The 26,435-nt window shown below is 54.3% G+C and carries 24 protein-coding genes and 1 pseudogene; 13 read left to right on the top strand and 12 right to left on the bottom strand.

From position 1 onward, the window contains the following. Nucleotides 1–6 precede the first annotated feature (6 nt). The 6 genes from trxB to FE848_RS01315 all read right to left on the bottom strand — a co-directional run bounded on the left by trxB (nt 7) and on the right by FE848_RS01315 (nt 5,108). Nucleotides 7–960 (bottom strand): thioredoxin-disulfide reductase, encoded by a 954-nt coding sequence (gene trxB / locus FE848_RS01340; protein WP_200200938.1) that lies wholly within the window; start codon nt 958–960, stop codon nt 7–9. A 139-nt stretch (nt 961–1,099) separates the two neighbouring features. Then, complete coding sequence (locus FE848_RS01335; RefSeq protein ID WP_200200937.1) at nt 1,100–2,011, bottom strand: AAA family ATPase; 912 nt, start codon at nt 2,009–2,011, stop codon at nt 1,100–1,102. A 7-nt stretch (nt 2,012–2,018) separates the two neighbouring features. Next, nucleotides 2,019–2,954, bottom strand: a complete 936-nt coding sequence (locus tag FE848_RS01330; RefSeq protein ID WP_200200936.1) for a carbon-nitrogen hydrolase — start codon at nt 2,952–2,954, stop codon at nt 2,019–2,021. Then, nucleotides 2,951–4,003 carry an agmatine/peptidylarginine deiminase gene (locus tag FE848_RS01325; protein ID WP_200200935.1) on the bottom strand — a complete coding sequence of 351 codons (1,053 nt, stop codon included), beginning with the start codon at nt 4,001–4,003 and terminating at the stop codon, nt 2,951–2,953. The genes FE848_RS01330 and FE848_RS01325 overlap by 4 nt, the downstream gene beginning before the upstream one ends. A 110-nt stretch (nt 4,004–4,113) precedes the next feature. After that, nucleotides 4,114–4,416 (bottom strand): hypothetical protein, encoded by a 303-nt coding sequence (locus tag FE848_RS01320; RefSeq protein WP_200200934.1) that lies wholly within the window; start codon nt 4,414–4,416, stop codon nt 4,114–4,116. 104 nt (nt 4,417–4,520) lie between these two features. Further along, on the bottom strand, nt 4,521–5,108 hold the full coding sequence (locus FE848_RS01315) for a PilZ domain-containing protein (protein WP_200200933.1): 588 nt from the start codon (nt 5,106–5,108) through the stop codon (nt 4,521–4,523). A 124-nt stretch (nt 5,109–5,232) separates the two neighbouring features. Here FE848_RS01315 and FE848_RS01310 point away from each other — a divergent pair, with 124 nt between their 5' ends. Together FE848_RS01310 and lolD are read left to right on the top strand one after the other, a co-directional pair. Further along, on the top strand, nt 5,233–6,474 hold the full coding sequence (locus FE848_RS01310; RefSeq protein WP_200200932.1) for a lipoprotein-releasing ABC transporter permease subunit: 1,242 nt from the start codon (nt 5,233–5,235) through the stop codon (nt 6,472–6,474). Nucleotides 6,475–6,487: 13 nt separating this feature from the next. Continuing rightward, a complete protein-coding gene (gene lolD / locus FE848_RS01305; RefSeq protein ID WP_413785000.1) occupies nt 6,488–7,177 on the top strand; it encodes a lipoprotein-releasing ABC transporter ATP-binding protein LolD in 690 nt (229 codons plus the stop codon). On the opposite strand, the gene FE848_RS01300 is transcribed toward lolD, so the two are convergent. Further along, nucleotides 7,165–7,695 (bottom strand): DUF2062 domain-containing protein, encoded by a 531-nt coding sequence (locus FE848_RS01300; protein WP_227714590.1) that lies wholly within the window; start codon nt 7,693–7,695, stop codon nt 7,165–7,167. The genes lolD and FE848_RS01300 overlap by 13 nt on opposite strands. Before the next feature lie 98 nt (nt 7,696–7,793). On the opposite strand from FE848_RS01300, the gene FE848_RS01295 reads away from it, so the two are divergent. From FE848_RS01295 to murB, 9 genes are all read left to right on the top strand, one after another. After that, nucleotides 7,794–10,199: a DNA internalization-related competence protein ComEC/Rec2 gene (locus FE848_RS01295; protein ID WP_265091866.1), complete on the top strand. Its 2,406-nt coding sequence runs from the start codon at nt 7,794–7,796 to the stop codon at nt 10,197–10,199. A gap of 72 nt (nt 10,200–10,271) precedes the next feature. After that, a complete protein-coding gene (locus FE848_RS01290; protein WP_200200929.1) occupies nt 10,272–10,898 on the top strand; it encodes a MotA/TolQ/ExbB proton channel family protein in 627 nt (208 codons plus the stop codon). Between the two features lie 5 nt (nt 10,899–10,903). After that, a complete protein-coding gene (locus FE848_RS01285) occupies nt 10,904–11,329 on the top strand; it encodes an ExbD/TolR family protein (protein ID WP_200200928.1) in 426 nt (141 codons plus the stop codon). Further along, nucleotides 11,326–13,104, top strand: coding sequence for a lipid A export permease/ATP-binding protein MsbA (gene msbA / locus FE848_RS01280; protein ID WP_200200927.1), 1,779 nt, complete (start codon nt 11,326–11,328; stop codon nt 13,102–13,104). The genes FE848_RS01285 and msbA overlap by 4 nt, the downstream gene beginning before the upstream one ends. Next, nucleotides 13,101–14,138: a tetraacyldisaccharide 4'-kinase gene (lpxK, locus tag FE848_RS01275; protein ID WP_200200926.1), complete on the top strand. Its 1,038-nt coding sequence runs from the start codon at nt 13,101–13,103 to the stop codon at nt 14,136–14,138. Before msbA ends, lpxK begins: the two co-directional genes overlap by 4 nt. 19 nt (nt 14,139–14,157) lie before the next feature. Continuing rightward, a complete protein-coding gene (locus FE848_RS01270) occupies nt 14,158–14,346 on the top strand; it encodes a Trm112 family protein (RefSeq protein WP_200200925.1) in 189 nt (62 codons plus the stop codon). Nucleotides 14,347–14,373: 27 nt separating this feature from the next. Continuing rightward, nucleotides 14,374–15,189 (top strand): 3-deoxy-manno-octulosonate cytidylyltransferase, encoded by an 816-nt coding sequence (gene kdsB, locus FE848_RS01265; protein WP_200200924.1) that lies wholly within the window; start codon nt 14,374–14,376, stop codon nt 15,187–15,189. Then, nucleotides 15,186–15,665 carry a low molecular weight protein-tyrosine-phosphatase gene (locus FE848_RS01260; protein ID WP_200200923.1) on the top strand — a complete coding sequence of 160 codons (480 nt, stop codon included), beginning with the start codon at nt 15,186–15,188 and terminating at the stop codon, nt 15,663–15,665. The genes kdsB and FE848_RS01260 overlap by 4 nt, the downstream gene beginning before the upstream one ends. Then, complete coding sequence (murB, locus tag FE848_RS01255; RefSeq protein ID WP_200200922.1) at nt 15,662–16,690, top strand: UDP-N-acetylmuramate dehydrogenase; 1,029 nt, start codon at nt 15,662–15,664, stop codon at nt 16,688–16,690. The genes FE848_RS01260 and murB overlap by 4 nt, the downstream gene beginning before the upstream one ends. Before the next feature lie 92 nt (nt 16,691–16,782). Here murB and FE848_RS01250 read toward each other — a convergent pair whose 3' ends face one another. Beyond that, nucleotides 16,783–18,513, bottom strand: coding sequence for a proline--tRNA ligase (locus tag FE848_RS01250; protein WP_200200921.1), 1,731 nt, complete (start codon nt 18,511–18,513; stop codon nt 16,783–16,785). Between the two features lie 99 nt (nt 18,514–18,612). Next, entirely contained in the window at nt 18,613–19,110 is a 498-nt protein-coding gene (locus FE848_RS01245) for an Lrp/AsnC family transcriptional regulator (protein WP_200200920.1), read from the bottom strand. A gap of 146 nt (nt 19,111–19,256) precedes the next feature. Here FE848_RS01245 and leuA point away from each other — a divergent pair, with 146 nt between their 5' ends. After that, nucleotides 19,257–20,963 (top strand): 2-isopropylmalate synthase, encoded by a 1,707-nt coding sequence (gene leuA, locus FE848_RS01240; protein ID WP_200200919.1) that lies wholly within the window; start codon nt 19,257–19,259, stop codon nt 20,961–20,963. Nucleotides 20,964–21,047: 84 nt separating this feature from the next. Here leuA and FE848_RS01235 read toward each other — a convergent pair whose 3' ends face one another. The 3 genes and pseudogenes from FE848_RS01235 to xseA form a co-directional block, all read right to left on the bottom strand. Further along, complete coding sequence (locus FE848_RS01235; RefSeq protein ID WP_200200918.1) at nt 21,048–21,257, bottom strand: cold-shock protein; 210 nt, start codon at nt 21,255–21,257, stop codon at nt 21,048–21,050. A 100-nt stretch (nt 21,258–21,357) separates the two neighbouring features. After that, nucleotides 21,358–23,235, bottom strand: a pseudogene (locus FE848_RS01230) (acetate--CoA ligase); the annotation flags it as partial. 107 nt (nt 23,236–23,342) lie between these two features. Then, nucleotides 23,343–24,698 carry an exodeoxyribonuclease VII large subunit gene (gene xseA, locus FE848_RS01225; RefSeq protein ID WP_200200916.1) on the bottom strand — a complete coding sequence of 452 codons (1,356 nt, stop codon included), beginning with the start codon at nt 24,696–24,698 and terminating at the stop codon, nt 23,343–23,345. Between the two features lie 223 nt (nt 24,699–24,921). Here xseA and guaB point away from each other — a divergent pair, with 223 nt between their 5' ends. Next, the gene (gene guaB / locus FE848_RS01220) at nt 24,922–26,385 is read left to right on the top strand and encodes an IMP dehydrogenase (protein WP_200200915.1); all 1,464 of its coding nucleotides are present in this window, start codon (nt 24,922–24,924) and stop codon (nt 26,383–26,385) included. Nucleotides 26,386–26,435 lie beyond the last annotated feature (50 nt).

Below are 26,435 nucleotides of genomic sequence, written 5' to 3'. Positions count from 1 at the left end.
TATCTCTTAAGCTTGCTGATCCAGAAACTTTTCGGCATCTAATGCAGCCATGCAGCCGAAACCGGCGGAGGTTACAGCCTGGCGGTAAACGTGGTCGGCTACGTCGCCGGCGGCAAATACGCCCGGGATGCTGGCTTGCGTGGCCATGCCTTCAAGGCCTGACTGGATTTTGATGTAGCCGTTTTCCATGTTCAGTTGACCTTCGAACAAGCCGGTATTGGGCTTGTGGCCGATGGCGATGAACACGCCAGACAGGTCGAGTTCCTGGGTCGAGCCGTCTTTCATGCTTTTGATGCGCATGCCGGTTACACCGGTGCCGTCACCCAGAACTTCATCGAGGGTGTGGTCCCAAACAATGTTGACGTTGCCGTTTTCAGCCTTATCGAAAAGCTTGTCCTGCAGAATCTTCTCTGCGCGCAGGCTATCACGGCGGTGCACCAGGGTGACTTCCGCGGCTATGTTGGAGAGGTACAGAGCTTCTTCAACAGCAGTGTTGCCGCCACCGATAACGGCGACTTTCTGTTTTTTGTAGAAGAATCCGTCGCAGGTGGCGCAGGCGGATACGCCCTGGCCTTTGAATTTTTCTTCGGATTCCAGGCCCAGGTACATGGCGGATGCACCGGTAGCGATGATCAGGGCATCGCAGGTGTATTCGCCGCTGTCGCCTTTGAGGCGAAAGGGGCGGGTCTGCAGGTCAGCTTCGTTGATTGTGTCGTAAACGATGTTTGTTTCGAAGCGCTCGGCGTGTTTGAGCATGCGCTGCATGAGTTCCGGGCCTTGCACGCCGTCGTTGTCGCCGGGCCAGTTGTCTACGTCGGTAGTGGTGGTGAGCTGGCCGCCGACTTCAATGCCGGTGATGAGGGTCGGGTTGAGGTTGGCCCTGGCTGCGTAAACAGCGGCGGTGTATCCGGCGGGGCCGGAGCCGAGGATGATTAGCCGGGAATGTTTGGTTTCGCTCATGGGTGTCTCTCGTTTATTCGGTACGTGTCGGGCTCGTTCGGAGCCTGTATTGCGAGGAAGAACAAAAGGCTATCACGAAAGCAGCAAGCTTCCATTTGTTTTGGTCAATTCCCCTGATAAAGCAATGCTATCTAACCGCTTACTCCAGCACGGATACGCTGGCCAGTAGCTGGCGTACGCGTTCTGCGCTTTTTCCGGATTCGCCTTGTTCAAGGCGGTGTTCGGCGATCGACGGGAAGACTGCTTGTATATCGTCAGGTAGTGCGTGGCGGCGGCCTTCCATCAAAGCCCAGGCTTTAGTGGCTCTGAGCAACCCTAGCCCGGCTCTGGGTGACAAACCATAGAGCAGCCCGGGCATGCGGCGGCTCTGTTCCAGCAGGCGCTGGATGTAGTCCAGCAGTGCAGGGCTCGCGGTTACACGGGTTACTTCTTCCTGAAGTTTTGCCAAGTCATTTTCAGAAAGCAGGGTGCCAAGTCGATCTGTCATTGTCCGGCGATCTTCGCCTTCCAGCAACTCCCGCTCGGCTCGGGGGTCGGGGTAGCCAAGCCTTATGCGCATCAGAAAACGATCAAGTTGGGATTCCGGCAACGGGTAGGTGCCACCTTGTTCTGTAGGATTCTGGGTGGCAATTACAAAAAACGGATGGGGTAGTGGTCGGGTTTCGCCTTCAATGGATACCTGGCGCTCTTCCATTGCTTCCAGCAGTGCGCTCTGTGTTCGTGGCGACGCGCGGTTGATTTCGTCTGCCAGGACCACTTGGGCAAAAATAGGGCCCTGGTGGAATACCAGGCTCCCTGCTTGTTTGTCGTACATGGAATAGCCCAGCACGTCTGCAGGCAACAAGTCGTTCGTAAACTGAATGCGCTGATAGCTGAGCCCCATTACTTTGGCCAAGGCATGGGACAGGGTGGTTTTGCCCATGCCAGGAATGTCCTCAATCAGCAGGTGACCGCTGGCGAGCAAGCCGCAAAGAGCTAACCGAACCTGGCGCTCTTTGCCGAGCAGGATCTGATTCAGTTCGGTAACTACGTTGTCCACCAGGTTTTTCATGCCGGGTTCAGTCCCTCACTCTTTTTAGAATGTCGCCGTAGGCGTCGATGCGCCGGTCTCTGAAGTACGGCCAGATGCGGCGAATAGATTCAGTGCGGTGGCGATCAAGTGTGACGCTCAGTATGCACTCGCTGCTGTCGTCGGCCCGGGCGAGGAATTCGCCTTGAGGGCCGCAGATGAAGCTGTTACCCCAGAACTGTATACCGTCGGAATGCCCTGTGGGATCCGGTTCTGTGCCTACCCGGTTGGGCGCAACTACCGGGAGGTTGTTGGCCACGGCGTGGCCCCGTTGAACGGTGACCCAGGCTTCCAGTTGACGGGCTTGCTCATCCTGGGTGTCTGTTATGTCCCAGCCGATGGCGGTGGGGTAAATCAGTATTTCGGCGCCGGCGAGCGCCATCAGGCGTGCCGCTTCCGGGTACCACTGATCCCAGCAAACGAGAACCCCAAGCTTACCTACCGAGGTTTCTATGGGGGAGAACCCGCTGCGGCCGTCGTTGAACTCGGCATCACCCGGGGTGAAATAGAATTTCTCGTAGAACCCCGGGTCGTCCGGAATGTGCATTTTGCGATACAGGCCGGCAATGGATCCGTCGGTCTCAATGACTACAGCCGTATTGTGATAAACACCGTTCATGCGTCGCTCAAACACAGAACCCACGATAACGACGTTCAGTTCCCGGGCCAGGTCTGATAGCTTTTCACTTGTGGGCCCAGGGATGGGCTCAGCCAGGTCGAATATGCGAGTGTCTTCGGTTTGGCAAAAATACTGGGTTGCGTGAAGTTCCTGCAGAATAATCAGCTCAGCGCCACCGGCGGCCGCTTCGCGAATCAGCATTTCAGAAGTGGCAAGGCTGGCAGCTTTGTTTTCACTGCAGGCCTGCTGAATTGCAGCTACTACGAGCTGGCTTGAATTCCGGGTGCTGCCAGGGTTTTGGCTCATGGCGTGACAACTCCTTCCGGGATCTGCATGGTAACGCAGTGGAGGCTGCCGTGCTGTTTGACCAGCGGGCGGCAGTTAATGGGGATTATCTCTCTATCAGGAAATATCCCGTTCACAATGCGAATGGCTTCTTCATCCTGAGGCACATCGTATATCGGCAGCAGCACTGCGCCATTAATAATCAGAAAGTTAGCGTAGGTTGCAGGAAGGCGTTCGCCTTCGTCACCGAATACCGGGTCGGGCCAGGGTAGTGCTGTGAGCTTGTAGGGCGAACCATCCCGCTGGCGGAACTCCTGAAGGTCCTCTTCCATGGCGGCCAGGGCGCTGTAATGCTCATCTGCCACGTCCGGGCAGGCCACGTAGCAGATATGATCCGGTGCACAAAAGCGCGCCAAAGTATCAATATGGCTGTCCGTATCGTCGCCGGCCAGATAACCATGGTTTAGCCACAGAATCCGGTCTGTCCCCAGCATTTCAGACAGTAACTGCTCAATGGCGCCGCGGTCCATGGAGGCATTGCGCGAAGGTGTCAAAAGGCACTCGCTGGTGGTTAATAGAGTGCCTTCACCGTCAGATTCGATGGAGCCACCTTCCAGCACAAAGTCCACAGTTTGCATGGGGGTAGTGCCAAATACACCGAAGTTCGCAAGGTGGCGATTGAGCGCATCGTCTTTTTCCCAGGGAAATTTGCCACCCCAGGCATTGAAGCGAAAGTCCAGCAAGGTGGGGGTGCCATCGGTCACTACAGTGATCGGGCCGTGATCACGAGTCCAGGTGTCGTTTGCCGGCGCTGGCACCGCATGCACGCGTCCTGGCAGGTCCTGCTGGCTGGCCCAGGCGTTTAGTTCGCGCTCAAGATCCTGCAGTCGAATCACATGCTCACAGCTGATAACCAGATGCTGGAAGCGGAGAACCGAGCGGGCAATTTCCAGGAATACGGGCTCCACTTCATCAATAATCCCTGCCCAGTCGGTACCCGGATGAGGCCAGGTAAGTACAACGGCGCTTTGGGGTGCCCATTCAGCGGGCAACACGCGTAGGGATGTCACTTTACAGTCACCTTAAAATTGCAAAAGCCGCCATTCTAAACAAAAGGCGGCATGTCGTCAGGATGTGTGCCCGGAACTGGTGGGCGGGAAGAACACTGTACCGAAAAATGTCAGCGCTGTGGCGTCAGTACTGAATGTATGACGCGATCATTTTCGAAATAGACTACAAAGTTGCCATAATTCCACTGGCTGATCGCCGGTTCGCCAACAGGGCCTTTAACGGAAGCTGGCTGGCCCCACGAAGCTCTTACCGAAGCCTGTGTTGTGCCTACCCGGGGCACATTTTGTTCGCCTCGGTCAGCTTGGCTGCCAACAGGTACACGGAGTTCTTCCGCAAGCGCGCCGGAAATCGGGGTCAGAGTCATAAACATTGCCGATACCAGGGTGCCGGTCAGGACTCGCTTTATTGTCATTGATCGTTCTCCACTCATACTTGGGTCACCGGTGAGCACTCCGGGGACATGGATAAAACGTAATATCCGAGAATTACACGCAAAAGTCACATGTTTTCGCCAGTCTACTCTTTTTGGCGCTGGCGAATCTGCCAACGCATCACATGTCTGGCGATTTGCTGACGATCTCCATCCTGTATCTGGATAAAGCCGGTATGAACCCTTGCTCCGCCTGTTTCGGTGGCCTGTACATCCAAAACCTGTGCGACGCCACGGGGCTGGAATAGTTCTGGCGGCAGGGTCATGCGAACTGCAAGCTTGTCGCCAGTCTGCCATGCTTGTGGGCTACCCGAAAAGGCCAGCCCGCCCTCGCTCAGTGTTACGTCTTGCCAGTCGCCCGGTTGCAAGGGATTTTGCTGAAAGGCCATAATGCGCGCTAGCGTATCCAGCTTGCCATTCAACGACTTTACCAGACCGGTAAGCAGGCGGTCCTGATCGGCAAGGCTGGCGAGCTGCGATTTGATGTCCTGATCCAGCCGTCTGAAGTCCGCTTTCAGCGTCTCGATATGCTCGTCGTTGAAGTGGTTGTCGTTGAACTCGGCTGAAGGCGACAGCTTACGGACTTCCAGGCCAATCCGGTCTTCGATGCGGAAAAATTCCCGGCGCTCAGGTAGATTGTCTGTGGTTTCGTAAGGCGTGTCTTCGGTGTGCATTCAGGGCTCCGCAAGCAAGGATTTCAGCCAGTAGTAAAAGTTTAGCAGTTTCCTACCGCACTGAAAGGCTGCGATGGGAATTCCAGACCACGACCGATCTGAAGGTAGCGACAGGCACCTCTCCATGTTCAGACCCTTATCGTTTTATATCGGCTTGCGTTACACCGCGGCCAAAAGGCGTAATCATTTTATTTCCTTTATATCTCTCACATCCATGATCGGGCTGATGCTCGGCGTGGCAGTACTCATTATTGTGCTGTCTGTCATGAATGGCTTTGATCGTGAACTCAAGCAAAGAATCCTGGGCATGGTTCCCCACGCCATTATTCAGGGCAGCGGGCCACTGGATGATTGGGAGTCGGTAGATGCTCAGGTGCAGAAGCATCCCAGAGTGTTAGCCGCTGCTCCGTTCATTCAGGGGCAGGGCATGGTTACCGGTGGTGGTGACGTGCGGGGCGTTATGCTCAACGGCATACTTCCTGAGGAAGAGCGCTCGGTCTCCATCATCGAAAACCACATGATTGAAGGCAAATTGGACGATCTGGTTGCTGGCGAGTTCGGCATTATTGTGGGCCGTACCATGGCGGCGAGCTTGCGTTTGCAGCTGGGCGATAAAGTGACCGTGGTGCTGCCTGAAGCCTCAGTTACCCCCGCCGGCGTGTTGCCTCGTCTCAAGCGCTTTACCGTAAAAGGGGTTTTCAGTGTTGGTGCAGAGTTGGATGGCAATTACACGCTTATTCACATGGATGACGCTGCGAAGCTGATGCGAACCGGAGGTAAAGCGCAGGGTGTTCGGTTATTGGTCGATGACCTTTTTGCCGCCCCCAAGGTTGCAGAAGAGGCCGCTAGAGAACTCTCTGGCCGTTATTACATTTCAGATTGGACGCGCACCCACGGAAATCTTTTCCAGGCCATTCGCATGGAAAAAACCATGATTGGTCTTCTGCTGATGTTTATCGTTGCAGTGGCTGCGTTCAACATCGTGTCCACGCTGGTGATGGTGGTGACTGATAAAACCGCGGATATCGCCATTCTCCGTACTATGGGCGCTACGCCAGGGCACATTATGCGGATTTTTATCGTACAGGGGGCGGTCATCGGTGTGTTTGGCATTCTGATTGGCACCACGCTTGGCGTTTTGGGTGCTCTCAATATCAGCGCATTTATTTCGTGGCTCGAAAGCGCGCTTGGGCAGCAATTCCTGAGTGCGGATGTGTATTTTATCAGTTACTTGCCTTCCCAGTTGCAATGGAATGACGTAGCCATAATCAGCGGTGCAGGCCTTGCAATGAGTTTGTTGGCGACTATCTACCCGGCGTGGAGAGCGTCGCGAGTGGATCCTGCGGAGGCTCTTCGTTATGAATAAGGAACCTGATGCCATGAAGGATGTCCCCTTGGTAATCGATTGCCGACAGGTTACCCGCACCTACACTCAGGGGCCGGAAAAGCTGACCATCTTCTCCGACATTTCGCTTGAAGTTACAGCGGGGGAAACTGTGGCCATCGTTGGCAGTAGTGGTGCCGGCAAGACTACACTGCTTAACCTTCTTGGTGGGCTCGACAAGCCCTCTACCGGGCAGATTTCTATTTGTGGCAAGGATATTCACCGCCTGTCTGAAGCGGGGCGGGCTCGTTTCCGCAACCGTCATCTTGGTTTCGTATATCAGTTCCATCATCTGTTGCCGGAATTCACTGCGCTAGAGAACGTCATGATGCCCTGTGCACTGGGCGGGATGTCCATTAATGATTCCCGTTCCCGTGCACAGTCAATTTTGCAGAGGGTTGGATTGGCGGAGCGCCTGGAGCACAAGCCTGGGGAGCTATCCGGTGGCGAGCGCCAACGTGTTGCTATAGCCCGGGCGCTGGTTAACGAGCCAGATTGTGTGCTGATGGATGAGCCCACGGGCAACCTTGACGAACACACAGGTGAAGGGGTTCGTGCACTTATAGAGTCTTTGAGGGATCAGCTTGGGATTGCGTTTGTTATGGTGACCCACGATATGAAGATGGCTCGGAGCCTGGGGCGGGTGCTGAGGCTTGAACAGGGTCGGTTGGTTCAGGAGGCCTGATCGCGGGAGCGCCGGAGCTCTCTGCGGGCCCGGCGGCGCAGTTGCCAGTCGGTGCGGATTTTCCGGCGCCAGATAAACTGAATTGCCAGATACGCTATGCAGGCTGAAATTGTGGCGACAATCAGCGAACCCAGGTAGAGGGGAATGCCGATATCCACCAAGCGCTCACTGAGCCACGACCACGAGAGATGTATATCGAAACTCAGAACGGGCCGATTTAGTGCCCAGGCTCCCACCTTGTAATTGAAATAAAACAGGGGTGGCATGGTAATCGGGTTGCTGATCCAGACCAGCACTACGGATAGCGGCAGATTGGCGTTGAACCAGATGGCAAAGAAGGCTGCGGCAATCATCTGGAAAGGCATGGGAATCAAAGCGAAAAACACCCCGATCAGGAATGCTCTGGAAACACTGTGACGGTTGATATGCCATAAGTTGGGTTCATGCAGGATATCGCCAAGAAAATCAAGCGACTGCATCGCTTGCACCTTCTCAGGTGTTGGCAGATAACGTTTCATGAACTTCTTCGGCATTGGGAATGCTCTACCTTCGAGTAGAATGAAACATCCGGCGTCAAGGAAGTCGCCGACGGATAAGGTCATCGGGAGGACACGGATTGTCCGGAAGCTCTACAGTAATAGGCGTTTTCGCTTTTTCCTGCGGCGTTATCTTACTTTATAGGTTGGCGGTGTTGCCAGCTCAAGTATGCCTGCTCCTGGCCATAATCCCGGCTTTGTTGTGGTTTTTGCCCATTCGCAGGATGCTGCCCGGATCATTCCGGGCGCTTGTAATTGGCATGGCATTAGGTATCGCCTGGGCATTTTTGTGGGCCAGCGATCGTCTGGAACACAGGCTCCCCGAGGGGCTTGAGGGGGATCGCACCCAGGTTTCGGGTTATATTTGCGACCTCCCTTCTGTTGGAAGTTTTAACAGCATCCGCTTCAGCTTTTGCGTGACTCGCTGGTACGGGCTTTCACTGACCCCAGAGGCTTATGATTCACTGCCCACGACATTGCGTCTTGCCTGGTATGGTAAGCCCGATCTTGTGCTTCCGGATTATCGCCTGCGACTTGACGTAGTTTTGAAAAATCCCCACGGCACACTGAATCCTGAGGGTTTCCGCTACGAAGACTGGCTGTTCCGCAAGGGGTATCGTGCAACAGGTAGTGTGCGCAGTGCGATTCCGGATCCATCTGTCGTTTGTACGCCAGAGTGCCAGTATCATCGCCTTCATGCCCGACTGGCGGATTGGGTAGACAGTCAGTTTGCCGAGGCCCGTCACCTAGCATTAATCGCCTCGTTGCTGATCGGCAATCGTGGGCATTTGTCTTCGGAACATTGGGATGTGCTAAAGGCAACGGGAACCATACATCTGGTGGCTATATCGGGGCTACATTTGGGGCTGGTTGCTTTGGGCGCGGGGTTTGCAGCTCGTCGTGTTCTATTGGCAGTGTCGTCGACCCGGCTCAGCGAACGCTCTGTTCGCGTAACAGTGTTTGCTGTGGTGCTTGTTTGTAGTCTGTTGTATGCATTAGCGGCAGGATTCACGGTGCCAACCCGCAGAGCCCTTATTATGGTGGCCGTTGGTAGCTGGTATCTCTTGAACGCCTGGCAGGTGCCTGTTTGGCACTCGCTTGTGATTGCGCTTGGGGCTGTACTCCTGTTTGACCCTTTTGCGCCCCTGGACCAAGGGTTCTGGCTATCCTTTGGAGCCGTCTCTGTCCTCATGTGTGTTTTTGCGGGTCGGCTGGGAGGTACAGGCTGGCTGGCCGGCCTGTTTATTGCTCAGGTCGCTGTGTTTGCCGGGCTTTGGCCACTGCTTGAGCTGGTCGGCCAGGGGCAGCCAGTTGCTGGCCTGCTGGCGAATATTTTAGCTATTCCCTGGGTTTCTCTCGTGCTCATGCCAGTACTTCTCATTGGTGGGATTGCTGTCGCCCTGTTTCCGACTCTGACAGGGCTGATTGTCCCGTTGATGGATGCGCTGCTTGACGTCCTTTGGAGATTTCTTGGCGGGGTTGCCAACATGAGTTGGCCCGATCTCTATGGCAGCACCCCGGAAATTATCGGGTTTGCCATATTGGTGCTGTTAATTGCATTGGTGCCGATCCGGACATTCCAGCTGGTTGGGGTTGCTATTGTGGCGACCTGGGTGGTTGCTGCGAGTTTCCAGGAGAGGCCTGATAATCCGCACCTTGCTGAGCCCGAAGTCCGGGTTTGGGATGTTGGTCAGGGCCTCTCAGCCATGTTGAGGGCAGGCGACCAGGTGTTGCTCTATGACACAGGCCCTGAAGTTGAAGGTGTGTTTTCTGCTGCAGAGTCCGTCCTGATACCCAATCTCAAAGCCTTGGGGGTAGCGCGCATCGACACGCTGGTTATAAGCCATGCCGACAATGATCATTCCGGCGGGATTAACCAGATACTGGAGCATTTTGACGTTGGCCATATTGTGACAGGCGAGCCAAAGGCTGTTCGTGACAAGCTGAAGCGGGCAGGGGCGGTAAGCATCGTTGAGTGTGGGGGCGAGGATGAGTTGGGCGGTGAGTTGGCACTCTCGTTTTGGCGTGCAAAAGGCGAGTTAAAAGGTAATGACGCATCCTGTGTTCTTACCGCCCGGCGGGGTATGGAAGCAGAATGGGTGTTTCCTGGTGATATCAGTTCCCGTGTTGAGGCGAAATATCTTAGAGTATCCCGTAACCTTTCGGCCAAAAGTCAGCCCCGTGAACGTGTTGTTATCGCGCCGCACCATGGCAGTAAAACGTCGTCATCCAGAGCTTGGGTTGATGAACTGAGACCCGACGTGGTGATCTACACGGCTGGATACCGGCATCGATACGGGCATCCCCACAAGGATGTAACGGCGCGCTACCGGAGTGCGGGCGCAACAGCGTTCAACACTGCCTGCTCGGGCGGGTTAGTGTTGACCCTGGACAGTGGCACTGTAAAAACCATCGAAGCCCGTCACTCCGCGCCCTTCTGGATTGGCGGCCCGGGTCTTACCAGGGCCGAGTGTAAAATACCGTGACATTGCGGGTGTAGCCTCGACCTGCAGCTATGCTAAAGTAGCGCGGCTTGTTAACAATCAGGGAGATCAAGCGTGTTCGAGCTGTTGAAAGCTGGTGGCATTCTTATGGTGCCAATTGTTGCCTGTTCCATCCTGGCACTCGCGATTATTCTGGAACGTTTCTGGACGCTTCGGGCGTCACGTGTCGCACCGCCGCAGACCATTAATGAACTCTGGCGCTGGATCAAGAAAAAAGAGCTTAATAGTCGCAAGCTGAAGGCACTGCAAGGCTCATCACCTTTGGGCCGTGTACTTGCGGCGGGTCTCATGAATGCCAAACATGGCCGTGAGATCATGAAGGAGAGTATTGAGCATGAAGCTACTCAGGTAATTCACGAACTGGAGCGCTTTTTGAATCCTTTAGGCACAGTTGCGACCATTACACCATTGCTTGGTCTTCTTGGTACTGTGATTGGCATGATCAAGGTGTTTGCTGAAATCCAGCTTGCAGGTGTGGGTAATGCCGGCAACCTCGCGGGGGGCATCTCCGAAGCTTTGATAACCACTGCGGCCGGGCTGAGCATCGCTATTCCTGCACTGATTTGTCACCGTTATTTTATCCGCCGGGTAGATGAGTTGGTGGTGGGGATGGAGCAGGAAGCTATCAAGCTGGTTGAAGTTGTGCACGGTGACCGTGAAATCGACGTAGAAGGGGCCTGAACGCCGTGAAGTTCACACGCCAGAGAAGCCAGGAAGTTGGGGTAGACCTGACGCCGCTGATCGATGTGGTGTTCCTGCTGCTGATTTTCTTTATGGTCTCAACGACTTTCACCCGGGAAAGCCACTTACAGGTGGTACTGCCAGAGGCCAGCGGTGAGCCGTCTGCCGCATCCGAAGTGAGGCAGATTGACGTTGTAATCAATGCTGAAGGCCAGTACATACTCAACGATAAAGCGCTCGTGAATAATCGTCGTGAGACGCTTGAGCGGGGAGTGAGTGAGCTGGCTGCAGGCGATACGGCCTTGCCATTCGTAATTACAGCAGATGCCCGAACGCCCCATGAATATGTGGTCAGAGCTATGGATGTTGCCGGGCGCCTTGGTTTTGCAAAGCTCAGTATTACGACAGAACGCGAGGCAGAAACCCAGTGAGCCAGGCTGTTCCGCCACCAGAACCCAAACCGGTTAAACCTGGCGAAAGTTGGGAAACCTACAAGCGCTTGTTGGCGTATGTAAAACCGTTTTGGCTGGCGTTCTCGCTTGCGGTTGTCGGTAACATTATTTATGCAGCGGCCTCTACGGGCATGGCCGCTGCCATGGAATATGTTATAGCGGCCATCGAAAATCCCACTGAACAAAACCGCATTTTGCTGACCGCCTTGATCATAGGTATGTTTACCTTCCGTGGAATTGGGACTTTCCTGAGCCAGTATTTCATCAGCTATGTTGGCCGACAGGTTATCAACTCCCTCCGCACGGATGTGTTCAACCGGTTGATGACCCTTCCATCCCGGTATTTTGACGAAAACGCTGCCGGAAGGCTGGTGTCCAAGCTCACGTTTAACGTAGAGCAGGTGGCGGAAGCCACTACCAATGCCGTCACCATAACCCTCAGGGAAGGTCTGACAATCGTCGGCCTTCTCAGCTTTATGCTGTATACCAACTGGAAATTGACTTTGATATTCCTGGCTGTTGGGCCGCTGATCGGGGCGGTTGTGAGTTATGCCAGCAAGCGTTTTCGTAAAATCAGCCAGCGCATTCAGGGTTCGATGGGTGACATAACCCACGTGGCTTCTGAGTCCATTACCGGGTATCGGGTTGTTCGGACCTTTGGCGGTGTAGAGTATGAGCAGCAACGTTTTCAGAAGGTTAACGACCGAAACCTGAAGCAAAGCCTGAAAATGGCGTCAACCCAGGCGATCAGCGTTCCAGTGATTCAGACCTTGGTGGCAGTCGCAATAGCCGCGCTGGTATGGACCATGTTGTCCCCGGAGATACGGGGCGAGATGAGCACCGGTCAGTTGGTTGCCTTCATTACTGCAGCCACTACCATGGCCAAGCCGATACGTCAGGTGACTTCAGTTCACGCGCAAATTCAAAAGGGAGTGGCTGCCGCCTACGATGTGTTTGAAACCATCGACGAAGCTCCAGAGCAGGATCCTGGCACTTTTGCTCCCGAGCGCGTGGAAGGCAATATTGAGTTTGATGACATGTCTTTTCGCTACCGCGATCAGCTCGACAATGTGCTGGAGGGTATCTCTGTTGATATTCCCGCGGGGCAGAGTGTGGCTCTGGTAGGGCGCTCCGGCAGCGGTAAATCAACCCTTGTAAGCCTGTTGCCCAGGTTTTATGAATATACCGGTGGTGATATCCGCATTGATGGGCACTCCCTCAAAGACTTTTCCCTGAAAGCCTTGCGAAGCCAGATTGCGCTGGTGACTCAGAATGTGGTGCTGTTTAACGATTCGATTGCCGCCAACATAGCCTACGGTGCGCTTCGGGGTTTCAGCCGGGAAGAAATACGCGAAGCGGCGGCCAAAGCTCACGCGTTGGAGTTTATAGACCGGATGCCTGAAGGGCTCGACACCATGATTGGTGATAACGGTGTGATGCTCTCAGGTGGGCAGCGGCAAAGGCTGGCCATTGCCAGGGCCTTGTTGAAAGATGCCCCGATTTTGATTCTGGATGAAGCCACCTCCGCTTTGGATACTGAGTCTGAGCGTCATATTCAGAAGGCGTTGGAAACTGTTATTCAGGGCCGGACTACACTGGTTATTGCTCACAGGCTTTCAACGATTGAGAGCGCCGACAGAATATTGGTTATGGACAACGGCCGTATTGTTGAATCCGGGCGTCATGAAGAACTTCTCGCACTGAAAGGCGCTTATGCCCAGCTCCACCAAATGCAGTTCAGTGAGCACTCATGACATCCTTGGTAGATCGCCTCTGGTACGGCAAAGGTCGCCCCTTGGTCTTGTTGTCGCCGTTTTCGTGGCTCTATCGGGTAATTGCTGAAGCACGCCGACGCAAAGCGATTAGCGCGTATACCGAAAAGCTACCTGTTCCGGTTGTTGTGGTGGGTAATATTACTGCGGGGGGCACGGGTAAATCTCCGTTAACAGCATGGCTTGTCAGCACACTGAAAGCTGAAGGCTGGCATCCCGTGGTTCTTAGCCGCGGATACGGTGGTAGTGCTTCTGACCATCCAATGTTGGTAACCCAGGATACGTTGCCGTCGCTTGCAGGGGACGAGCCGGTTATGCTGGCTCAGGCAACTGGCGCACCAGTGATCGTTGACCCGGACAGGCGCAGAGGTGCTGCATTCGTGCTCGACAATGCGTTAGGCGATGTACTGATCAGCGATGATGGCCTGCAGCACTACAAACTACCACGGGATATAGAGTTATCAGTATTTGATGGTGCCCGCGGAGTAGGCAATGGTGCCTTGATACCTGTTGGCCCATTGCGTGAGCCGGTAAGCCGGCTGGATACGGTTGATTTTGTGATCGTTAACGGCGCAACCTCAGCCAACGAGGCGGGCCGGGTACCTCCGGAAGCACTAGGGGGTATCAAGCACCCACAGATGTATACCATGAGCCTTCAGCCAACGCGCCTGGTAAATCTTAAAACCGGTGAAACCCGCTCTCCCGAAAGCCTCCAGGGCCAGAAAATCCGTGCCATAGCTGGCATAGGAAACCCCACACGCTTTTTTGATACGCTCAAGGGCTTGGGGGCAAAGTTGATTGCTGTGCCTTTTCCCGACCATCATCGTTTCCGCCCGGAAGATCTCGGCTCCGAATCCGGTCATTTACTGGTGATGACTGCCAAAGATGGCGTTAAGTGCAGCAGTTTTGCACCGGATAATGCCTGGGTGCTTCATGTTGAGGCAACATTGCCTGAGGCGTTTGCAGCGGCTGTTCTTGAAAAATTGCGGGCGAGCTCCGGAACGCCTGCTTCCTAACTGTCAGTGAGATTGCACTATGGACAAAAAACTCGTGGCTTTGCTTGCTTGCCCGGTATGTAAGGGCGATTTGAAATTGAATGACGCAAAAACGGAACTGACGTGCTATGCGGACGCCATGGCGTTCCCTATACGTGAGGGAATTCCGGTAATGCTGGCCACTGAAGCGCGCACCCTAAGCACCGACGAACGTCTTCATAAAAACTGAGTAAGTTCTCTGCAGGATCGAAACCCCATGTCTTTTACGGTTGTGATTCCGGCTCGTTACGCCTCTACCCGATTACCTGGTAAACCGCTGCTGGATATTGCAGGCAAACCCATGGTTCAGCATGTGTGCGAGCGTGCGCTGGAAAGCCGGGCAAGCCGCGTTGTGGTTGCCACGGACGATTCCCGTATTCAGGCCGCCTGTGAGGCCTTTGGCGCTGAAGTCGTCATGACATCCCCCAACCATGTGAGTGGCACCGACCGCCTTGAAGAGGTCGTGCGCAAGCTGGGGTTGGATGCTGATCACCGTGTGGTGAACGTGCAGGGTGATGAACCCTTGATCCCGGCGGCATTGATTGACCAGGTGGCTGAAAACCTGGAGCGCTATCCAGAGGCTGCAATCTCGACGCTCTGTGAGCGGCTACATGACCTCGAACAGGTGTTCAACCCCAATGTGGTAAAGGTTGTGTTTGATGCAGAGGGGATGGCCCACTACTTCAGCCGCGCGCCAATTCCCTGGGCGCGGGATCACTGGAGCGACATGGGTAAAGATAACCTGATATCGCCCACTGCGGGTGCCGCCCTTAAGGATGGCACCGGGTACTTCCGCCACATTGGTATTTATGGTTACCGTGCGCGTGTCCTGAGTCAGTTCGTCTCCTGGCCGCCTGCGCCTACCGAGCAGGCGGAGTCCCTGGAGCAGCTAAGAGCCTTGTATAACGGTGCCCGAATTCATGTTGAAGTAGCCGCTGGAACACCACCAGCGGGCGTTGATACAGAGGCTGATTTACAGCGGGTAAGAGCCTGGATGGCTAAATCGGTTGAAACAGGAGAAGGTAAGGCATGAGTAAGCAGGTCAGTGTCCTTTTTGTGTGTCTTGGCAATATTTGTCGGTCGCCAACCGCGGAGGGATTGTTTCGGAAGCTGGTGCAGCAGGCTGGATTGCAGGACAAGGTTTTCATCGACTCCTGTGGAACCAGTAACTGGCACATAGGAAAGGGGCCTGATGCGCGTTCAATTGCCGCTGCCAACAACCGTGGCGTTGATATTAGTGATCTTAAAGCGCGCCAGTTTACTGAAAAGGACCTGGATACCTTCGATTATGTCATTGTAATGGATCGTCAGAACCTGGCCGATGTAAAGGATATATGGCACCAGAATGGCGGCACGAAACCGACGCTTTTTCTGGAATACGGCAGCTCAGACCTCACTGAAGTTCCTGACCCTTATTACGGTGGTGAAGAGGGTTTTGAGCATGTGCTTGATCTGATTCAGGACGCCGGTGAGGGCTTGCTGCGAGATATTCAGGAGCGTATGGCGTGAGCTTTGGAGCGGAACTTCAGGAAAACGTGGGGCTTTTGAAGTTCAACACCCTGAGCGTGTCCGCTATTGCAAGATACTACATGGATGTCGAAAGCCTGGATGACTTGCGCAGCGCGCTGGCATGGGCGCATGAAAACGGCCTCCCGACGTTGGTTCTCGGAAGTGGCAGTAATCTGGTTTTTGCCGGGGACTTCAAGGGTCTGGTGATTCGCGTGCGAATAGCAGCCCGTTACTGGGAGCAGGTTGACGATACGGGCGCCACCTTGGTTCTGGGAGCTGGTGAAAACTGGCATGAAGCGGTTCTCTATGCTGCTGGATCCGGGTACAAGGGTATAGAGAACCTTGCGTTGATTCCTGGAACTGCCGGGGCTGCGCCAGTACAGAATATAGGTGCCTACGGCGTTGAACTTTGCGATACGCTGATTTCCGTAACAGCCTTGGATCGCGAGTCTGACCAGCTGGTTTGTCTTGATAACGCAGAATGCGGCTTTGCCTACCGGGATAGTCTGTTCAAGCGCTCGCCCGGGCGTTACATCATTACCGAGATCAGGCTCCGGTTGTCTCGCACCAAACCCCTAAAGCTTGGATACAGAGATCTGGCAGAATACTTTGGGGAATCTGCCTCGCAGGATCTGGATGCGCTGGCCGTGGCTGAAGCAGTGATGGCAGTGCGCCGCCGGAAATTACCAGATCCTGAGATGATTCCTAACGTAGGCAGCTTTTTCAAAAACCCCATGGTTGCAACCGGGAAGTTCGAAGAACTACAAGCTATGCACCCTAACGTGGTTGGCTATCCGCAGACTGATACGGTGAAGCTGGCAGCAGCTTGGCTGATTGATCAATGTGGTTGGAAAGGCTATAGAAATGCCACCGTGGGCGTGCATAACCGGCAAGCGCTGGTGCTGATAAATCATTCAGGTGGAACAGGGAAGGATGTGCTGGAACTGGCTTCAGAAATTCGCGAGTCAGTGCAGGAACGTTTTGGTGTGGCTTTGGAAATGGAGCCAGGAATTGTAGGGGGCTGACAGTCTCAAACAACGTCCAACCCCACTCATGCTAACAGTAGTCCAAGGCCATGTTTCAGGCCTTGAACCCCGCTTGGCCACTTCCGCTTATGTCAGCCTTTTTGTGGTGATGCCTTGGCAAGAACAGGCAGAGCCTCTTCAATTGCAATGTCCTGCTTGTCAGCGTCTCTGCGGCCCTTATATTCCAACGTACCGGCAGCTAGCCCGCGATCAGAAATAACAAATCGGTGGGGAATGCCCATCAGCTCCATATCGGCAAACTTCACGCCCGGGCGCTCTTTGCGGTCGTCCAGAAGCACATCATAACCAGCTTGTTGCAACTGCTCGTAGAGCTTCTCGCCGGCCTCCGCCACTGCGGGTGTTTTGTGGGCATTCAACGTAACGATTGCTACCTGGAAGGGTGCGATGGCATCTGGCCAGATAATGCCTTTGTCATCGTGGTTCTGCTCAATAGAGGCGGCCACAATGCGAGAAACACCAATCCCGTAACAACCCATGTCCATGATTACGGTTTTGCCGTTCTCATCCAGTACTGTGGCGTTCATTGCCGTGCTGTATTTGTTGCCCAGCTTGAAGATATGCCCAACCTCAATGCCTCTGCGAATCTCCAGAGTGCCTTTGCCGTCCGGGCTGGCGTCGCCTTCCACAACATTACGGATATCTTCAACCCGGTCCAGTGGCAGATCACGCTCCCAGTTTACGCCCGTCAGGTGGTAGCCTTCTTTGTTTGCGCCACATACAAAATCTGCAAGGTGCGCTGCGCTGCGGTCCACGATAACCGGGACCTTCAGGTTTACCGGGCCGATGGAGCCGGCTTTGCAGCCAACAGCGGACTCGATCTCTTCATCGGTCGCCATGGTCAGAGGTTCTGCCACGCCTTTCAGGTTCTCTGCCTTGATCTCGTTCAGGGTGTGGTCGCCACGCAAAATCAAGGCGATGAGGCCCGCGCTGCCTTCTTCATCGGCTTCTGCTTTAACCAGCAGGGTTTTCACCGTGCGGGTAGCATCGATATTCAAAAACTCGGAAATGGCATCAATAGTGCGTTGATCCGGTGTTGCAATTTGCTTCATGTCTTCAGCGGGAGCCGCTCGCTCTCCCGCTGGAGCTACCGCTTCGGCCTTTTCAATATTTGCCGCATAGTCGCTGTCTGTACTGAATACGATATCGTCTTCGCCAGAATCTGCGAGTACGTGGAATTCATGGGAAGCACTGCCTCCAATAGCGCCTGAGTCAGCCTGTACCGGGCGGTAGTTCAAGCCCAAGCGGTCAAAGATGGCGCAATAGGTCCGATGCATTACCTGATAGGTCTCATCCAGCGAGTCGGCATTTATATGAAAGGAATAGGCATCCTTCATGATGAACTCACGGGCGCGCATAACGCCAAAGCGTGGGCGGCGCTCATCACGGAATTTGGTCTGGATCTGATAGAAGTTGGCAGGCAATTCCTTGTAGCTTTTCAGCTCATTACGGATCAGATCAGTAATCACTTCTTCATGGGTAGGACCGAAGCAGAACTCACGGCCGTGGCGGTCGTTCATGCGCAGCAGTTCACCGCCATATTCTTCCCAGCGGCCAGACTCTTGCCAAAGCTCTGCGGGCTGAACCGCTGGCATCAGAACTTCCTGGGCACCGCTTTTGTCCATTTCTTCACGAACAATCCGTTCAACCTTGCGCAAGGTTCTCAAGCCCATGGGTAGCCAGGTGTAAAGACCGGCTGCCAGCTTTCGGATCATACCTGCACGCAGCATCAACTGGTGGCTGATAACCTCCGCGTCAGACGGTGTCTCTTTCTGGGTTGCAATCAGATAACGGCTTGCTCGCATTGTGGTTTCCGTTCATTGGTGTTTCGTAGAGGGATGGTTTGTAAAGTGGCGTTTATTGTACGGAGCCTGCCGCACAAGGTACAGATAGCGAATGTGGTATCAGGACAAATAGCCCAAGGGCAGGGCAGTGCTGTCTAATACACGCTTCAATACGAAGCTCGAGTGAACGCCGCTCACCCCCGGGATCCGGGTAATACGGTTAAGCAGGAAGTGGTGGTAGTGATCCATGTCTGGCACCACCACCTTCAACATATAATCTGCATCGTGGCCTGTCACCAGATAGCATTCGAGAATCTCAGGGTAGTCGCTTACCTGTTCTTCGAATGTGGCAAAGCGCTCGGGGGTGTGTCTGTCCATCCCGATGAGAATGATTGCAGTCAGCGAAAGGCCAAGCTTTTTGTGATCAAGCACGGTAACCGTGCGCACAATAATGCCGGCTTCTTCAAGGGCGCGCACCCGTCTGAGGCAGGGTGACGGAGATAGCCCCACTTTTTCGGCGAGCTGCTGGTTGGTTAAGGACGCATCTTTTTGTATCTGTTCCAGAATACGCCGGTCAATTTTGTCGATTTGTATGAGGGTTTCTTTGTTCTTAAGCATAGAATTGCCGAATCTCGTTTACTTGTAGAATATATGGCTAATAAGCTACGCTTTCTGGCGTAAGTTCGCAATCCCATGGCGCTGGCAAAGCGTTAAACTGGTGTCCTTACTGGAATACATCTGAACTGCTACGGAGTACAACAAACATGGCTTTTGATCATCGCAAATATGTAGCCTTCCGCCCGGTCGCTAAACCCGACCGTCGCTGGCCAGACAAGGTTATCGAAAAAGCACCTGTGTGGTGCGCGGTGGATCTTCGCGATGGCAACCAGGCACTGGTCAAGCCCATGAATGTTGCCCAGAAGCAGCGCTTGTTCGACTTGCTGGTAAAGCTTGGGTTCAAGGAGATCGAAATCGGCTTTCCGGCAGCCAGCCAGCCGGATTTTGATTTTTGCCGCAAACTGATTGAAGAAAATCGGATTCCTGAAGATGTGAAAATCCAGGTGCTGACCCAGGCCCGCCCTGAGTTGATTGAGCGCACTTACGAGGCGCTTAAAGGTGCAAAGCGCGCCATTGTTCACGTATATAATTCTACCTCAACGGTGCAGCGGGAGCAGGTGTTCGGGCTGGATCGTGCGGGCATTCGTGATATAGCAGTAAACGGCGCGCAAGTGGTTAAAGACCTGGCTGCCCAGAACCCGGATACCGAGTGGACATTCCAGTATTCTCCTGAGAGTTTCACCGGCACAGAACTGGATTTTGCCGTTGATGTTATTGATGCGGTATCCGCAGTATGGCGACCGGATCAAGGGCAGCCGGTTATCATCAACTTGCCTGCAACTGTGGAAATGTCTACGCCAAACGTGTTTGCGGATCAGATTGAATGGGTGTGCGACAACATTCGCCACCGGGAACACATCAGTATCAGTGTTCACACTCACAACGACCGGGGTTGTGGCGTAGCTGCGGCCGAGTTGGCAGTGATGGCCGGTGCAGATCGCGTAGAAGGCACACTGATGGGTAACGGTGAGCGCACAGGCAATATGGACCTGGTGACCATGGCCATGAACCTTTACTCCCAGGGCATCGACCCGATGCTGGACTTGTCGGGTATGGCGGAAATTACCGAGGTTGTAGAAGCCTGTACCGAAATCTCCACCCATCCGCGCCATCCGTATGCAGGTGAGTTGGTGTTCACAGCCTTCTCCGGTAGCCATCAGGATGCCATCCGCAAGTGCCTGGCTCTGAGAAAAGAGGGCGATCCGTGGAATGTGGCCTACCTGCCTATTGATCCGTTTGATCTGGGTCGCCGGTACGAAGAAGTTGTACGTATCAACAGCCAGTCAGGCAAAGGCGGAGTGGCTTATGTGCTTGAACGTGATTACAACATCAGCTTGCCACGCTGGTTGCAAATCGAGTTCAGTAAGGTAGTTCAGAAAGCTGCAGAAACCAATGGCGGTGAAATTGATTCAATGGCCATCCACAACCTGTTTGAGCAACGCTACCTGAAGGTTCACGATGCCTGGGCGCTGCGTGGTTATGATCTGCGCAGAGACGAACACGGCGTGCACGCTGAAGTAACCTTTGGTAGCGAGTCAGCGCCGGTGCGCCTCGAGGGGCAAGGGCTTGGGGCAGTAGAGGCAGTTTCTGCCGCACTCGATAAGCGTTTTGGATTGGCTATAGCGGTGGAGGCCTACGATGAGTTTGCATTGGGGGAGGGTACCCGTGCCAACGCGCTTGCCTGCATACGCCTGACAGCTGGAGGCAAGCATTGCAGCGCAGCTGCTTTGGCTGAAGATACAACGTCTGCAACGCTACAAGCACTGTTTTCAGCTGTTGCCCAAGCGGCTGGAGATATTGAATCAATGCAAGGTAAGTCGGAGAAGATTACAGCGGGCGCTGTAAGCGCGTAACCAATAAAACATTAAGCCGGCACAAGTGCCGGCTTAATGTTGGGTCTCATGCCCGTGAGGGGCAGAGGGAGGAAAAATAACGCCTTAAACAGGTGTTACGTTTTCCGCCTGAGGGCCTTTAGGCCCCTGTGTTACGGTGAACTGCACCTGCTGACCTTCTGTCAGTGTGCGGAAGCCGCTTGAGGTAATGGCGCTGTAGTGCACGAAAACGTCACTTCCGCCATCCTGAGCTATAAAGCCGAAACCTTTGGCTTCGTTAAACCACTTTACCGTGCCTGTTACTGTATCTGACATTGAACTTTCCTGTATCTCTGAGATTTCCCCCCACGGGGCACTGAAGATTTTCCACAGCAAATTGAGTATAGACCGACTTTGAAGGTCGTCAACATCAATCTCAGCGGCGGAGTTGTTCGCTGATTTCCTCCAGAATTGCCGGGTCATCAATGGTGCTAGGAACCGCATATTCTTCTCCGTCAGCGATCTGGCGGATAACCCGTCGCAGTATCTTTCCGGAGCGGGTCTTGGGCAAACGATCTACCACGAGCGCCCTGCGGAAACAGGCAATTGCACCGATTTTCTCCCTTACCATCTCAACAAGCTCTTCTTCCAGCTCGTCGTGGTCAATGGTTGCGCCGTCCTTGATGAGCACCAGGCCAAGAGGAATCTGGCCTTTCATGTCATCGTGTGCTCCAACCACGCAGCATTCTGCAATCGCCGGGTGAGAGGCAACCACTTCTTCCATTTCACCCGTAGAGAGACGGTGGCCGGCAACGTTAATTACATCGTCTGTACGGCCCATAACAAAGACATAGCCATCGTCATCAACGTAACCGCCATCACCGGAGCTGTAAAAGCCAGGTATGAGGTTGAGGTAGCTGTCCTGGAAACGCTTGTCATCACCCCAAACCGTTACCAGACACCCTGGAGGAAGTGGAAGTTTGACGGCAATCTGGCCTTGCTCACCTGCAGGTACCTGGCTACCACGCGAGTCAACAACCTGTACGTTATAGCCAGGTGACGGAAATGTCGCCGAGCCCGGTTTGGTAGGCATGGTTTCAATGCCTACCGGGTTGCAGCAAATAGCCCAGCCAGTTTCTGTTTGCCACCAGTGGTCCAGGATGGGGAGTTGGGTATGCTCTCTTAGCCAGTCGTACGTGGGCGGGTCCAGGCGCTCACCCGCCAGGAAAATGCGTCTGAGAGAGCTTATGTTATAGCGTGAAAGCTGATCGGCTTCCGGGTCTTCCTTGCGGACAGCTCGGAAAGCAGTGGGAGCGGTAAACAGCAGGTTTACATTGTGCTCCTGAACAACGCGCCAGAATGCCCCGGCATCAGGGGTCCTTACCGGTTTGCCTTCATAGAGAATGGTCGTGCAGCCAGCAAACAAGGGGGCGTACACAATATAGCTGTGACCTACTACCCAGCCTACATCTGAGGCGGCCCAGAACACGTCACCCGGGTTGGCGTCATAAACCAGCTTCATGCTGTATTTCAGAGCCACCGCATGACCACCGTTGTCTCTTACCACGCCTTTGGGTTTGCCGGTGGTGCCCGAGGTGTACAGTACGTAGAGCGGATCGGTCGCCTTCACTGGAACCGGTTCAACGGGTTCAGCAGTGGCCATCAGGTTGCTCCAGTCGTGGTCGCGGCCATCCTGCATTTGAGCTTTTACTTGCGGGCGCTGATAGACCACACAGAAATCGGGCTTGTGTGATGCCTGCCCAATGGCCTTGTCCACCAGAGGCTTGTACTCGATAACCTTGGCAACTTCTATGCCGCAGGATGCCGTGATCACCGCTTTGGGTTGCGCGTCATCGATTCTGACTGCGAGTTCGTGGGCTGCAAACCCACCAAACACTACTGAGTGGATTGCACCGATCCGCGCGCAGGCGAGCATTGCAATGGCGGCTTCCGGAATCATCGGCATATAGATGATGATCACATCGCCCCTTGCTACGCCTTGAGCGGCGAGGGCGCCGGCAAAACGTGCGACTTCGTTCGTCAGCTCTGTATAGGTATAGCTGCACTTGGTGCCTGTAACCGGTGAGTCGTAGATGAGCGCTTTTTGGTCGCCCCGGCCAGCTCGAACGTTGGCATCCAGGGCTACGTCAGACGTATTAAGAGTCGCGTCAGGAAACCACTGGCCATGTCCATTATCGGTAGCTTGCCAGATGGCTTCAGGCGACTGTATCCAGTCAATATCGCCTGCCTTTTCACGCCAGAACTCTTCCGGTTTATCAATCGATCTCCGGAACTCTGAGTTGTAGTTCATACAATCTGCCTCGTAGTACCTGCTGGAATTTTTGTTGTCAGTTGTCCAACTTTAGGCGCTTTGAAGCAGTGAACCAGTAGACCATCGGATTAGTCGAAAGGGTTTCGGGGTTAGTCGTTTCCTTGGCTCACGGATGTTACCTCGGCTGTAATTGTACCGTTTGCAACCCGTGTGGAGATTTGATCGCCAGCTGCAAGGTCTGCTGCGTTGCGGATGATGCGGCCCTGATCATCGCGAACGATGGCATACCCACGCCCCAGCGTGGCTAATGGGCTTACAACGTTGAGCGTGCCTGCGGTGTGTTCCAGTCTGTCCTGAAGCTTTGCCAGAATTCGCTCCATGGCTTTGCCCAGTTGCAAGCAAGAGCGATCAAGCGCTTCGCGGCTGTTGGCAAGTTGTTTGCGGGGAGATTGCATGGCAAGCCGTTGGGTCAGATGCGTGCTTCGCACCTGGGAGCGATCCATGCGTTGCGCTATGGCTTTACCAAGGCGCATCTCCAGGTCGTCCAGCCTCTGGGCCTTCTCCAGCAGCTCACGCCTTGGGTCGCGCAAACGCGCAGAGAGATGCTCCAGTTTTGTATTCAGACGCTGAAGGGCTCGTCTGGTAGCGTTGGCTAGCCGGAACTCGCAATCATTCACCTGCCGGAGCATGTCGTTTTGGTCGGGGGAGATTTTTTCGGCAGCGGCCGACGGTGTCGGTGCCCTCAAATCTGCCACAAAATCTGCAATGGTAACGTCTGTTTCATGGCCAACGGCGCTTACGGTGGGTATGGCACAGGCTGCAATGGCTCGTGCAACGGCTTCTTCGTTGAAACACCAGAGATCTTCCAGAGAGCCACCACCGCGCCCAATAACCAGAACATCGGCCACACCGTGGGCCTGGGCCAGTTCAATTGCACGGACAATTTCCGCTGTAGCCGGCTTGCCCTGAACGGTTGTGGGGTAAAGGGTCACTGGTATCGCAGGGCAACGCCTTGCCAGAACGGTGAGAATATCGTGTATGGCGGCACCGGTAGGGGAGGTGACAACACCAATGTGGGTCGGCAAGGTCGGGATCGGCTTTTTACGGCCCACCTCGAACAAGCCTTCTGACTGCAGCTTGCGTTTTAACTCTTCAAATGCCTGTTGCAGTGCGCCAAGGCCGGCGGGCTCCATGTGTTCAACAATTATCTGAAAGTCGCCCCGGTTTTCGTACAGGGTTACCTTGCCGCGAATGCGAACCTGGTCGCCTTCCTTTGGTAGCGGACGAATACGCTGGTTCAGCCCCCGGAACATGGCGCAGCGAACCTGGCATTTCTGGTCCTTCAGGGAAAAATACCAATGCCCGGAAGACGGCCGGGAAAAGCCTGACAGTTCACCCTCAACCCACACCTGCATGAAGCTGGATTCCAGCAGGTGTCTGGCCTGATGGTTCAACTCACTGACGGAGAGGGCCCTGGGCCGAGTGTCCGGAAACACGTTTTTCACCAAAAACTCCTAACCGGCTTATACGCAATAGCCGAAAAATTTGAGTGTAAATTGCTGGAATTTCAAACGCATGCGGTAAGTGACAGGAAATTGTGCAGTTTACTGACCTGCGACACCTCTTTATAATAGGCCGATTACGCATTTTACTTTGCGGCTGCACCCTTTTTAGTCATGGGTGCTCCCCGGAAGGTTTAAATTTAGCACGTTCAAAAGGCCGATCCCAATGCTGCGAATTGTCGAAGAAGCTCTCACATTTGATGATGTTCTGTTGGTGCCCGGTTACTCCGAGGTTCTACCACACCAGGTGGACCTGCGCACCAAACTTACCCGGACGATCACCCTGAACATTCCGCTGGTGTCTGCGGCCATGGATACGGTAACCGATGCAGAGCTGGCAATTGCCATGGCCCAGGAGGGTGGCATAGGCATCATGCACAAAAACATGAGCCCGGACTATCAGGCTGCGGAAGTGCGCCGAGTGAAAAAGTTCGAAAGTGGCGTGGTAAAGGACCCGATTACTGTTAGCCCGAAAAACACCGTCCGTGAGCTGGTGGAAATCACCATGGCCAACAACATTTCCGGTTTGCCTGTGGTTGATGGCACCGAACTGGTTGGCATAGTGACTGGCCGCGACATTCGTTTTGAAAGCAGTATGGATACACCTGTACACCAGATTATGACACCGAAAGACAAACTGGTGACCGTGCAGGAAGGCGCAAGCCTGGACGAAGTCAAAGAACTGCTGCATCGCCATCGCATTGAAAAAGTGTTGGTGGTTAATGCGGATTTCCAGCTTCGCGGCCTGATTACCGCTAAAGATATTCAAAAGTCGAAAGACTACCCGATGGCGTGCAAAGACAGTCAAGGGCGTTTGCGTGTGGGTGCTGCCGTTGGCACCGGCGGCGACACTGAAGCACGCATTATTGCACTGGCCGATGCCGGCGTGGATGTGATTGTTGTAGACACAGCTCATGGTCACTCAAAGGGTGTCATCGATCGCGTTCGCTGGGTTAAAAAGCACTATCCGGATCTTCAGGTGATTGGCGGTAACATTGCTACCGGAGAAGCGGCTATCGCATTGGCTGACGCGGGAGTGGATGCTGTTAAAGTGGGCATAGGCCCGGGCTCCATTTGTACTACCCGGATTGTGGCTGGCGTAGGTGTGCCGCAGATTTCTGCCGTTTCCAGCGTTGCTGAAGCACTGAAAGACCGTGATATTCCAATTATTGCGGATGGTGGCGTGCGCTTCTCCGGCGATATCTCCAAAGCGATTGTTGCGGGTGCCCACTGCGTGATGATCGGCAGCTTGCTGGCGGGAACCGATGAGGCGCCTGGCGAAATCGAACTCTATCAAGGCCGAAGTTACAAAGCCTACCGTGGTATGGGGTCGTTGGGCGCTATGGGGCAGGGGTCAAGCGACCGTTACTTCCAGGATGCCAGCAAAGGTATTGAAAAACTTGTGCCGGAAGGTATTGAAGGCCGTGTTGCCTGCAAAGGCCCCATGCGCAATATCATCCATCAGTTGATTGGCGGCCTGCGTGCATCCATGGGTTATACAGGTAGCGCGAACATGCCTGAAATGCGCACCAAACCCAAGTTTGTTCGCATTACCGGTGCTGGTATGCGTGAAAGCCACGTGCACGATGTAACCATCACCAAAGAAGCGCCAAACTACCGCGTTAGCTGAGAACAGACTGCCTGAGTGCGGCTCGGATTTGAGCCGCACAGCTTATTTTT

It is taken from the genome of Marinobacter sp. 1-3A, from assembly GCF_016597775.1.
Lineage (GTDB): Bacteria > Pseudomonadota > Gammaproteobacteria > Pseudomonadales > Oleiphilaceae > Marinobacter > Marinobacter xiaoshiensis.
This window is presented reverse-complemented; position numbering and strand designations above follow the sequence as displayed.